Source organism: Pseudoalteromonas sp. Of11M-6 (assembly GCF_022347905.1).
Taxonomy (GTDB): Bacteria; Pseudomonadota; Gammaproteobacteria; order Enterobacterales; family Alteromonadaceae; genus Pseudoalteromonas.
Genome location: NZ_JAKRFW010000001.1, coordinates 98,502 through 110,796 on the forward strand (window position 1 = coordinate 98,502; position 12,295 = coordinate 110,796).

General features: G+C 43.4%; 10 protein-coding genes. 2 read left to right on the forward strand and 8 right to left on the reverse strand.

Annotation, left to right across the window (positions count from 1 at the left end; translation table 11 throughout):
* Positions 1-343: 343 nt before the first annotated feature.
* The gene (locus tag MHN32_RS00410; RefSeq protein WP_237116441.1) at positions 344-1,861 is read left to right on the forward strand and encodes a S41 family peptidase; all 1,518 of its coding nucleotides are present in this window, start codon (positions 344-346) and stop codon (positions 1,859-1,861) included.
* Between the two features lie 353 nt (positions 1,862-2,214).
* On the opposite strand, the gene MHN32_RS00415 is transcribed toward MHN32_RS00410, so the two are convergent.
* Together MHN32_RS00415 and MHN32_RS00420 are read right to left on the reverse strand one after the other, a co-directional pair.
* A complete protein-coding gene (locus tag MHN32_RS00415; protein ID WP_010605848.1) occupies positions 2,215-2,409 on the reverse strand; it encodes a hypothetical protein in 195 nt (64 codons plus the stop codon).
* A gap of 519 nt (positions 2,410-2,928) precedes the next feature.
* Complete coding sequence (locus MHN32_RS00420) at positions 2,929-5,352, reverse strand: zinc-dependent metalloprotease (RefSeq protein ID WP_239420568.1); 2,424 nt, start codon at positions 5,350-5,352, stop codon at positions 2,929-2,931.
* A gap of 154 nt (positions 5,353-5,506) precedes the next feature.
* Between MHN32_RS00420 and MHN32_RS00425 the strand changes: the two genes are divergently transcribed.
* A complete protein-coding gene (locus tag MHN32_RS00425) occupies positions 5,507-6,475 on the forward strand; it encodes a class 1 fructose-bisphosphatase (protein WP_010374260.1) in 969 nt (322 codons plus the stop codon).
* Positions 6,476-6,542: 67 nt separating this feature from the next.
* Here MHN32_RS00425 and MHN32_RS00430 read toward each other — a convergent pair whose 3' ends face one another.
* From MHN32_RS00430 to MHN32_RS00455, 6 genes are all read right to left on the reverse strand, one after another.
* A complete protein-coding gene (locus MHN32_RS00430; RefSeq protein ID WP_239420570.1) occupies positions 6,543-7,382 on the reverse strand; it encodes a sulfurtransferase in 840 nt (279 codons plus the stop codon).
* Positions 7,383-7,386: 4 nt separating this feature from the next.
* Complete coding sequence (locus MHN32_RS00435; protein WP_222241558.1) at positions 7,387-7,788, reverse strand: adenylyltransferase/cytidyltransferase family protein; 402 nt, start codon at positions 7,786-7,788, stop codon at positions 7,387-7,389.
* A gap of 248 nt (positions 7,789-8,036) precedes the next feature.
* Positions 8,037-8,456, reverse strand: a complete 420-nt coding sequence (locus MHN32_RS00440; protein ID WP_102056043.1) for a group 1 truncated hemoglobin — start codon at positions 8,454-8,456, stop codon at positions 8,037-8,039.
* Complete coding sequence (locus tag MHN32_RS00445) at positions 8,457-9,284, reverse strand: DUF3034 family protein (RefSeq protein WP_102056042.1); 828 nt, start codon at positions 9,282-9,284, stop codon at positions 8,457-8,459. It abuts the gene before it with no gap.
* Positions 9,271-11,607, reverse strand: a complete 2,337-nt coding sequence (locus MHN32_RS00450; RefSeq protein ID WP_237116438.1) for an EAL domain-containing protein — start codon at positions 11,605-11,607, stop codon at positions 9,271-9,273. The genes MHN32_RS00445 and MHN32_RS00450 overlap by 14 nt, the downstream gene beginning before the upstream one ends.
* Positions 11,604-12,236 carry a methylamine utilization protein gene (locus MHN32_RS00455; protein WP_174170468.1) on the reverse strand — a complete coding sequence of 211 codons (633 nt, stop codon included), beginning with the start codon at positions 12,234-12,236 and terminating at the stop codon, positions 11,604-11,606. The genes MHN32_RS00450 and MHN32_RS00455 overlap by 4 nt, the downstream gene beginning before the upstream one ends.
* Positions 12,237-12,295 lie beyond the last annotated feature (59 nt).

Below are 12,295 nucleotides of genomic sequence, written 5' to 3' on the forward strand. Positions count from 1 at the left end.
TGGTAAAGTTGGAGACATAGCCGCAGAACACGATGGTGAACGCGACATGTTGCCGAGTGATTTTTTTGCAGTAGTAAGGAGTTACTAAGCTGAGCAACCAGCCTTCAGTTTTGATGATTTTTTAGGTCGAGATTTATCCTGTCATATCTCACTTGTCATTGTGAAAGAAATCACTACTTCTCGAATGTTTGTGCTGCATTAAAACCTAATCACATAAAAACAGGTTACATTTTACCGATTTGTTTGGTTTACTGGTCTATTAAATAACCTGAGATTCGGACCATTAATACCTTATTCAAACCTCAGGTTCACGAGTCAGATTATAATAATTAAAAGAATTTATATGAAAAAAACGATTAACATCTCCCTTGGTACTTTAGCTAGTTGCCTTTCTGTGCTTGCAACGAATTCTCATGCGCTTGGAAATGACAACGATTCAATAGACAACCTGCCAAGCACAGCTTTGCAATGGCAAGCCGTAGCAAAACAAGATATCCATTACGCCTATCAGCAATCTGCTACTAATCACCCCGGTATATTGGATAGCCACAATCCTGGCTTTGCGCAGTTACTTGAAAACGCAAAACAACAAGCGTTAGTGCTTGCTGAAAAGATCAAAGATGCCCCTGGCTATGAGGCCACAATTGCCCGTTTTAATACTGTTTTACAAGATGGTCATGCTGGCGCTGTGGCGGTTTTACCAAAGGCGGTGAAGCAACCTAGGCGCTGGCCGGGGTTCTCGGTGGTTTGGCGTGGTGATGGTTTAAAAGTGTATTACAGCGAGCATGATAAAGTGACTAAGGGCGACAAGGTCATACGCTGTAATGATACGCCTATTAAGCCTTTGATGCGTAACACGTTGTTTAAGTTTCATGGTCAAGTTGAGCAGCCTGGTCATTGGTGGAATCAAGGGTGGCGATTATTAATCGACGACGGTAATCCATTTTTACCACCATTAAAAACATGCGACTTTATGCAATCGAATGGCGTGGCTTACAGTCTACAGTTACAGTGGGTAGAACGACCAGATAGCGTTAGTCAACACCTAGTAAATGCTTACAATGGCGATAAGTTGGAGGTCGGTTTACATTGGCCTGTTGAAGATATAGCCTGGATAGCAATGCCCACCTTTGCACCTAACGAAACAGAAAAATCAAATTACCAACAACTATTTGCTGACTTAGCTAGGCAACGCGAACAACTTCTCACAGCTACAGCTGTGGTATTAGACCTTCGTCATAATCAAGGTGGTTCAACGTATTGGAGTTTGAAAATCGCCGAGCAATTATGGGGGCAGCAAATCGTTAATTATCGAAAAGATAAACATGACGAAAAATCACAGGTGTGGTGGCGAGCATCAAAAGATAATACTCAGTATGTAGAGTCGTTAATAACTGTATTACGCGACCAGCCTGAGATGCATGAAATGGTGAAAGCAGTGTCTGTAGGTATGCGTGCATCTTTAGAGGCTGGAAAGCCATTTTATGTAGAGCATAAGCCACAAGCAAACAATGCTTTAAAGCAGCTAGCTGAAAGTGACTTTAAAAATAAAGCGATAGTGATCGTGCCGGGGCAATGTGGCAGCGCCTGTCTGGGTGCTGTCGATACTTTTAAGTTGTTTTCAAATACAGTGTTATTTGGCGCCCCAAGTAGCTCAGATTCAACCTATATGGATGTAAGGTTGGCTGATACCCCATCAGGCTTGAGCAAGGTCATTATTCCTAATAAAGTCTATGTAAATAGAGCCCGTGGCAATGGTGATTTTTATCAACCTGACATCCCATTTAATGAGGTAGAGTGGACAACAGAAGCCATATTAGAGGGAATCAAAAAAGTGGCCGATAAAGGGGTTAGGCGCTAGGAGTTAGGTGCTGGGAATCTGGATGTCTGCTACCAATTTGCAGTTTATGATTTAAATTGAGAAAAATAATGCAAAAAAATAAAACCTTATTTGTCATTACACATCTGCTGAAGGGCTAATGGGGATTCTTAGAAATAGGCGGCTATGGGCTACACATCCACAGTATTTGGATGATATAGGGACGTTTAATTAGGTTTTTTGGGGGGGGGTAAAGCAATGCTCCAAAGTGCTACAAAAAGACATAAAAAAACCTAACATCTGAATTAACCCCCAATGTTGGTCTCCAACTATTGGGGGTCGGTTCAAGCTAGGTGACTTTTTAATTTATCTATATTTTAGATAAGAATATGAGATTACATCTCTGGTCTATCAGTGTTACAGATTTCAATCGATAATGTATAAGTCGTAGGTCTGTCACAGTCGATTGAATTCAAGTTGCAGTTGTGTGTGACGAAACCACCACCAATTGCCGGAGTTGCCTTAACTGGCAGTGTTTTATTATCACGAGATAGGTTTTTGATGCTTTTTTTAGTTAGATGTAGTTTCATTTTCAATATTCCTGTTGAATTAGTAATTAATTATTCTGATATTTTTATTAGATTGAATACTAAAGATAATGTCACCATTGCTACAAAATACAATGTGCAGTGGATTATTCATAAGACATGACTCAATAGCATTAATTAAAGTTATCAAAATAGGAACTAGGTATCAACGGATTTTTGTACGTTTTTAATACCAACTTGCTTAATTAAGCTCTCTATTTTGAAGCGAGAAAGTCTTGTCAATAGCACAGCTACCGCATCCTGCTAGCACCAAGGTAACGACATCCATACAGATAAGAAAAACTTTCTACTCAATTGTTTTAAATAATAAAATCTTAAAACCAGCTGCGTCAAACTTGCTCCTTCAAATTAAGAAAGAAACTAGTATAAGTTCAAATGTAGCTGAAGATTTTTATTATTTTTTAACATGGCAAACGAACGCTTATGCGTTAATTTGCCATTATTATAGAGTGGTAAAGGTAAGCTTAAAGTAGCCAACCCCTTCTTTAAATCCAAGATCGTTTAGATCGGTGAGCCTGGTGGCATTTCAAGCGCTTTAAAGCTTTCAGGCCACTCTCCTGAATCTAGGTAGCGATTGATTTGCTGTGCGAGCATATGTTTAAACGCTTGCTCAAAAGCAACATCGCTAAATACCGACGACTGATTAAAGTCTTTCGCAACTTTTGCTAAATAAAACTTTAATTGCGCCTGAACTTCAGGTGCGACTTTATCGTTGTGACTCAGTTTTACAAGCTGAGTTGCACTTAGGTATTGCACTCGTTGCTGTAGCTTTTGAGCCATACCTTTGCTGCCTGACTGGGCAAATACCTGCTGATATAAAGCATCTAAAAGTGCCTGTGTACCAAAATATTGGGGATCACGTGCGTGCTGCTGTGCAAGACGATTTAATCGCTGTGGGTTAAGCAGCAAGTTAAGGCTATGCTGTACGGCGACTTCTGGTAATGCCATCGCATCTAGGGTTAGCCCAGTTCTCCCTTTAATACTTTCGCGAGTTTTGTACTCACCGTAAGCCTTAGGAGGTATTAACGCCAAAATAGAGTCAGGAATAGTCAACGCCGCAGGCGACAGCGTACTCAAAAGCGCATTGGCCGCATTTTGCTGCGCCTCTTTAGCCACAACTTTCGCCCCTTTTATTACCTCGTCACCGCGAACTTCATAGTCGTAATCCACGCCGCCAATCAATTTTACTGCAGCTTCAACTTGATAACGATGGAAAAGATACAGTGGTACCAGTTTCTCCTCTAGCTGCGACAGAGCAACTCCTTTTTGAATGCTGTGAATACCAAAGCTATTCAACGCCTGCTTGCGAACATCCAACACACGCAGTAATTCGGCAGCAGGATCTGCCCCATTATCCCAAAGGTGTGCCGTTGGGTGCGCTCCGCCTTGTGCTCTGGCGTCTGAATCAGAGATAAACTCAAGCCCTTGCGCCTTATTTTCAGCAAGAATAGCTGCAAGCTCAGTGGCTTCATCAGCGCCAGCGAAATCACTATAACCATATTTAATCACTTGTGTATCCCACACGCCCATGCCTTTTGCGTAGCCCTTGGTAATATCAAGTTGGCCATTTTCAAATCCCACCAGCGGATGAGGATAGTCCATGACTGACGCGCGATCCTTTACCGACGCTGAGAAGTTGTGTGCAATGCCCAACGTGTGGCCAATTTCATGTGCACTCAACTGACGAATACGGTCTAGCGCCATAGCATGAAGTCGCTCAGTCACCTCATTACCCTCAACAAATGGTGCAGAAAGTGCTTCGGCGATAAGAATATCTTGACGGACACGCAGCGAGCCTAGCGTCACGTGCCCTTTTAAAATTTCACCGGTACGTGGGTCAATCACCGACGCGCCGTATGACCACCCACGAGTAGCACGATGAACCCACTGGATCACGTTATAGCGAATATCCATAGGATCGGCATTATCAGGAAGTACTTTGACTTGAAACGCATTTTTGTAGCCAGCAGCTTCAAATGCTTGATCCCACCATTTAGCACCATCAAGTAATGCTGTTTTGACCGGCTCAGGTACGCCAGGATCAAGATAGTAAACAATTGGCTCTACGGCCTCCGAGACTTGTGCAGTTGGGTCTTTTTTCTGTAAACGGTGGCGTGGGATATAACGCACAAACATTGACTGTCCAAGCGGTGCTGAGTAATCCTTATGCTCGATACTCCAATAACCCGATTGCGGATGAAACGCACGTGGCTGGTAGTTATCGTCAGGCAGCTCAATTAAAGAGTGGTGCTGATGTACTGTAAGCGCATAAGGATCTGCACTCACCTGACGTACATATTCACCTGGCTTTGTCCCTTTGAAAGTCAATACGGCTTCAAGTTCTGTGTTTTTAACAAATGCCTTTGAACGCGACATAAACACAGCACTGCGGCTTGAATCTAAGCTAAAACTACCTTGATTACGATTTGCCAACGTGAGAGAAACACCATGCACATCGCTGAGTAGATAAGGCGTGTAGTCAACCAAAACACTGTCTTTATCTTCTGCGACCACGTTGAACCCGTGTAGAATGCTTGAAGCAAAAGCCTCTTTAACGCTTTGCTTTTCGGCCATATTATTCGCACTTGCGCGATAATACGTGTTGATAGCACGCAGCATGACCTTATCACCAAAACGTTCAAACTGAACTAAGTGCGTACCACCTAACTGCCCGCGGTCTAAACCGATATCATTCGAACCTACACCATAAGGTAAACTATGCTGTAACAAGAAAGGGGCGTCTAGTTTGTCGATGTCTAAGTACAGTTTGCCGCTCGAATCATCGCTATAGAAGGCGTAAAAACCGGGATGATGATTAAAACTGGCAGTAAATTCATCAATAGACTTAATTGCTGCGTGTGCTTGGGTTATCATACACAGTAGCAAAGCGGATACAGTTTGAGTGAAGCACGTTATTTTTCTCATGGCTGCTCTTTGTTATTTATGGTTTTGAGGCTTAACCCCAGTTGTATATGAAATCGTATACAATTTACAGTCTTTCAAGACGAATTACAGCGCTGTTTATGGCACCTCTCACACTATTTATTGCCATAAACACAAGGTGATCAGGATTTAAAAAATGCGTAGACTCCCTCCGGTGTTAATTGAAGATGGTTGTTCTCGTGAGTTGGTTTCTCTAATCAGAACCATTCTCGCGGCATGTAAAGAAATATCGTTCCGTGTTGGCCAAGGTGCACTTTCAGGTGTATTAGGTTCAACCTTAGATGAGAACATTCAAGGTGAAACGCAAAAGAAGCTCGATGTACTTTCAAACCAGCTATTGAAAGATATTTTGCTTGAATCTGGCTATGTCAAAGCCATCGCTTCTGAAGAAGAAGATTACACCGTCGCCGGCAATCCAAAAGCGAACTATATTGTCGCTTTCGATCCGTTGGATGGTTCATCCAATACCGACATTAACTCACTAGTTGGTACTATTTTCTCTATTATGGAAGCCCCTGAAGGTTCAGATCCTAGCGATCCTGCAATCTTTATGCAGCCAGGTCATAAACAAGTAGCAGCGGGCTATGTGTTATATGGCCCATCAACCATGTTAGCGCTATCAACCGGCAAGGGAACTCGCTTGTTTACCCTAGACAAAACACACGGTAGCTTCCTACTCACGCAAGACTTTGCTGCCATTCCTGAAGACACCAAAGAGTTTGCCATCAACGCTTCAAACCAACGCCACTGGACCCCAGCAATGCAAAACTACATTGCCGATTTACTTGAAGGTGAAACCGGACCGCGTGGTAAAAACTTCAATATGCGCTGGATAGCGGCAATGGTTGGCGATGTTCACCGCGTATTATGCCGTGGCGGACTATTCACTTATCCAGAAGATCGCAAAGATCCAAACAAGCCATTTAAACTTCGCCTACTTTACGAAGCCAATCCAATGGCGATGCTTATCGAACAAGCAGGCGGTATTGCCCACACTGGGCGTGAACGCATTTTGGATATTCAACCTGAAGAAATACATCAACGCGTTGGTGTTATCTTAGGTTCAAAGCACGAAGTTGAAGCGTGCCTTGCTTATCATAAGTGATCTATTTTGAAGCGAGAAAATAGCTCGCTTCGCAAATGAAAAAGGTGCCATTGGCACCTTTTTCACATTAAATAGTGGTATAACTCGTCTCAACGGGCACATCGGGATCAGCGCCCCATTCACTCCACGAGCCGTCATATACCGTCAAATGTTCATAACCTAGCTCGTCAGCCACCAGCGCTAAAATACAAGCTGTAACACCTGAGCCACAAGAGAATATCAGAGGCTTAGTTTTGTCCTTTGATAAGTCGCTATACAGCACTTCAAGCTCGATGAGTGGTTTAAAACAGCCATCAGCATTTAGCAAACTCGTATATGGTAGGTTTTTACTTTTAGGTACATGACCGCTGCGCATATCTACACGAGGTTCTTGCTCTTCACCAGTAAAGCGCTTTGCACCTCTAGCATCAAATAGATCACTCAGTTCAGCATCAATATTACTAAGCACAGCCGCTTTATCGACAAATGCTGTTTCGTCATATGCAGCGACAAAGTTTCCTGCTTGTTGGACTTGCGCGTATGCTTGACTCAAAGGGTATTGTTTTTCACACCAAGCAGGTAATCCGCCATCCAGTACATACACTTGTTTATGACCCATCATTTTGAGCATATACCAAGCTCTGGCAGCGCTAAACATGCCCTTATCATCGTAAGCGACTAACACATCATGTTGGTTGATACCAAGCTGTCGCATTTCTGCTTGAAATTGAGCTGGACTGCAGCACATATTGGGTGATGTAGCATAGGGATTAGCTAGCGCACCACTAATATCAAAACGCAGCGCGCCTTGAATGATTGCAGGGGCGTTATAAGGGCCTGACTGACCCGGTTTTACAATGCCAGCATCCAATACTTTCACTTTGCCAAGGTTTGCAAAGAGCCATTCCCTATCGACCACATGCTTCATGCTATTACTTTCCTTCGGGTCTGCGCACGACCTCTATTATTTCTGTTGTTGAAATTGATGGGGTGCGCTCTAAATAAACCACATCACAGATATCTTTATATATATCGAACTTGTCTTTCCAATCATCACCCATCACCAGAACATCCGCATCAAAGTCTTTGATATATTGCGCTTTTAGCTCCAGAGATTCCTCCACAAACACCTCATCTACAAATCGCAATGAACTAATGATTTTTAGGCGTTCTGCTATTGAGTATATTGGATTTCTACCTTTTTTCGAAAAGTTAAGTTCATCCGACGAGATCCCCACAATGAGATAATCACCCAGTGCTTTCGCTCGCTCTAAAATATTGACATGACCAACATGGAATACATCAAAGGTTCCAAATGTGATAACTTTTTTCAACTTGGCTCTCTTTCTAATCAGCACGATTTGAGCTGTAACCTACTATGGCATTTATTTGTTGCTAAAACCGTGACGAACTTTACGACAATTTGGCTATTAGATTACAGAATTAAGCATCAAAATTCAGCTTATACTTTACTCTTTTGGATTAAGAACAATAACTCCAATAAACAACACAATTTATCTGCAAGGACAAGTTTACTAACAAAATACAAACAAACCTCTCTGCAAGCTTTTTGCTATCGAGCCTACAGCTTGATCACTTCACTTCGCATCGGTGCTAGACGGGCCAAAACTTGATTTTGTACAGAGTGAGCAATCCCAACCTCATTCATTGCGTTGATCAAGAGATCAACCACTCGATTAAAGTCAGACTCACTAATAGCCATGCCGGTGTGGATCTGCACCATGCTATCACCTTCATAATCACAAGGGCCATCTAAGGTATCGCACAGATGAGTGATAAACCCTTCACGAAAGTGCCTAACATTGGACTCTCTAAAATACGGTAAAATAACGTCATCATTGCCAATCTGTTTAATAAACGCGTCTACTAGCTTTTCTGCGCCGGCGTTACCCCCTATTTGCTCATATAGGGAGGTTTGTGGAGTTGAAGCACTACACGCCACGAGGAAAAGCAAGATTGCCGTTAGTGATAGCCATTTCATTTAAAAGTACCCCGTAACAGATAGATACCAACCCGTTTGAGAAGGTTGCCCTGCGATTTTTCCAAGGTCTAGCCATGCCGCCGTAACACTTACTGACTTATTCGGGATCCAAGCGACAAATACATCTTTCCAATCTGATTCACCAAGTCCAAGGTTATTGGATTTTTGGCGGTATTCTGCACCGACAGCCCAATGCCTAGATAAAAATACTGCGCTGCTGGCTTCTAGTTGCCAAGGCGCACTGTCGTTAGCCCCACCATAACCCAGAATGCCAAGTTGATTAGCCCGAGAATGTCTCATCGTAATATTCCAGAACCAGTTATAACCGCCTACAGCACCCAAATGCAGTTTGCTTGCAGCTAAGTAATAATCCGTTCCTGAGTCTTCTTCAGCGCCAAGTAAATTGGCAACCGTTGCATCATCCAAGGACTTATGCTGAATACCAAAGCTCAATTGTGGATATTTACTGTAGACGATATCGCCATATAGCCGCACCTTAGCACCGACAATATCTTGCTCAATATCAAGATTAAGCGCATCCACATCGAAGTTTTGTCGAGCGAAACTTAACTCTACGCGATTGAATAAGTTGGCTTGAACGCCACACACATCGAGCTGGTAGTCTTTTAGGCTAGCTCGGCTACAAAACCCGCTCGCCGACCATTCATCTTCCGAAGCATATCCGGCAAGCTGCGCCCATGGCACAATACCGCCACCGGCACTTCCCTCAACCTGTGACACCCCGGGAGTCGCTAGTAACTTTCCTGTTGCGGCGTAAGTTGGTCCGCATACTATTAAGCATGCGGCAAAAACATTAGCCCACTTCATTATATCTCCCCAGCCACAGGTCAAAGTCTGCGGCTTTAAGCGGCTTACTTAGATAGTAACCTTGTGCATAATCACACTGCATTGACTCAAGTAGCTCAAGCGATGCTTTGTCTTCAACCCCTTCCGCGACCACGCTAAAACCAAGTTGGTGACCAAGCGTGATAGTGGAGCGCACAATAAACTGGTCTTTTTCCGATTGTGCGAGCTTTAAAATAAATACCTTGTCGAGTTTCAACTCATCAATAGGTAACATTTTTAATCGACCAAGGGAGGTTTGACCCACACCATAATCATCAAGAGAGACCTGCACGCCAAGCTGTTTGAGCGCTTGGAGAACCGCAATGCCTTTTTCCTCATTCTCAATCATGTCTCGCTCAGTAAGCTCTATGGTGATCAACTCAGGTTTGACGTTATATGTGTCTAGTAGCGTCTTAAGATGAGACAAGAAATTTTTATCTGCAATGTCTTGTGCCGATACATTAATAGCCGCCTTGATGCGTTCACCTTGGCGTACCCAATTAGCAACTTGAGACACCACAGTCTTTACTACCCACTGAGTTAACTCAACAATCAAACCTGATTGCTCGGCAAGATCGATAAATAGTTCGGGCGACACCCATTCGCCATTTTTACGTTGCCAACGAATAAGAGACTCAACCTTATCAATACGATTGGTTTTCATATTTAGCTTTGGTTGGTAGGTCATAAAAAGCTGACCATCGTCGTTGGCAATAGCGTGTTTTAGTTCATCAATAATTTGCAGGCGCTCTAGGTGGGCTTCATCTTCACCAGATTGGTAGTAGTAAACATCATGACCATCGTGCGCTGCAGTATCAACTGCTATCAAAGCCCGGCGAACAACATCCTCGGGAGTATGCGCTTGTTTGGGGTAATGCACTACGCCGATACTAAAGTGAAGCGAAATATCTAACCCCTGCACAGTGTAGGGCTTGCTCAGACCTTGATTTAGCATCTCAGCGCATTCAACAATACCGAGCACAGCACTTTGCGGATCGGCACACGCACTCGCTGGATGTGCAACTAAAAACTCATCACCACCAAGCCTAACATTCAATCCGCCTTCTGCTGTATTGATCTCCGCTATCCGTTTCGCCACGGCTTTAATACAATCATCTCCTACCCGAGGGCCGAGCTTGTCATTGATATGGCGTAATCCCTTTATGTCTATGGCAATAAAGTAATACTCTGCACCACTGCTGAGCATACTATGTAGTTTATCCAAAGCCGCATTACGATTAAAAAATCCCGTTAAATGGTCATGACTGGCTTGAAAGCGGATCTGCTCTTCACGCTCTTGAATGTCTTCGCCCATATCATTAAAAGCGTCAACAAGCTGGCAAATTTCTTGGGTCGGTCGAGCCTCTTCCAGTTTGGCTGAGTAATCCCCTTTAGCAAAGCGTTTTGCCAACTCAGTAAGCTTACTAAGCGGTGTCGTAAGATTCTTGGCAACAATACCACTGGTGATAAAACCAATAAGGATAGTACCGAGGGAGAGTAAAATAATGGTCAACACCATTTTATCGAATTCTTGATACTGAGTAGTTAAATCCGCACTGAGTACCAAACTCACCGGGTTACTCTCAAGAGAAGGTAAGCTCACCTCTGCACTTTCATATACCGGATACTGGCTAAGCCAACGTGTCGTTTTTTGCGCCGCTAGGAAAGTAAATAAATCACCACCAAGTGCAAGAGTAGTCAGCGAACTTGCTTTTAGGTTATCAGCGGCACCAACAAAGCTCGTTTCCATTCCTGTCAGCTCTTTGAGCTCTAACGCCACAGCAGATCCAACCTCAAAGCCAATAATTGAGTATGCAATCGTCCTAGGTGCGCGCACAGGCAAAATAATCACTTGATACAACTGCTCACTAAGCACCACAAAAGCTGAGTGGTCGGTGTGGCTTTGCAACGCTTGCATCCAAGTTCTGGTGTCGCTCGGGAAGTCGAGTCCTTCCCTGTTAGCGGAGATCAGGTCGCCTTTCACATCCAGCAGCAGCATTAAGTCGGCATCAATACGGCGGGAGTGATTAAGCAACACACTACTGATGGTTTGTGCATCTCTCGTCGCGACTGCCTGTTTAAAGCCAAAGTCGGCGGTCAGTACAGTCGCCGCGGTAACCAATAGCTGCTCTCGCGCTTTTAAATACTGTTGATAAACATTTTGTGCCACTTGAATTTTTCTTTGCACTTGCGCTTCATTGAATTTACTTGTGGACCACCAAAAACTTGCCAAGCTCATCCCCGCCGTGACAAGGATCAGCAAAATACAGAGACTAATTATTTTATTTTTAAAGCTGTTATTCATTCATGTTGTCCAAAGCGCTCGCCAAAGGTATTACGCGGCGCTGGATAAGTTGTTTTTATTGTTACGGACATCGGCTCCATAGTGTTCACTATTTGCACGGTTTGCCGACTATCTATGTCATTATCTTGATAAGGATGCCATACCGTTACTTGTTTCGTAGAATTCGGCAAAGTTACCAGTCCATTCGCATCAGATACCAATACTTGCTTGTCATCTGCAATGTAAATATAGCCCACCATAGAGTCGTGAATGTTACAACCTAACACCACTACACCAGCGTTTTCAAACTTAAGCGGTTGATTTGGCGTGCCAGCGTATAGCTTTAGCTCAAAAGGTTTTACCGCAGAAAACGAATAAACGTGATGACGGATATCATCGCTATTGGGAAAATTAACCAATTGTCCTTTTTGAATAGTGAGGATGAAAGGAACAAACTGTTTATTGATTTGATCCATAACCGCCACTGCTTTTGCTGCTGACTCAACAGGCTCGTCCGTCAATTCAACAACGGCATGCTGCAAGGGCTTGCCGCTGCCATCTAGCACTGTTAATTGCCCAGCGTTTGCGCAGCTTGAATCTAAAAGGAATAAAAAACAAAAACTTAGTAGGAGTAGAACAGACGTTCGCATATCTGACTCTATTTTTTGCAACAATTAGGTTAAGTAAAAGAGACCTTGCAATGAAAAGC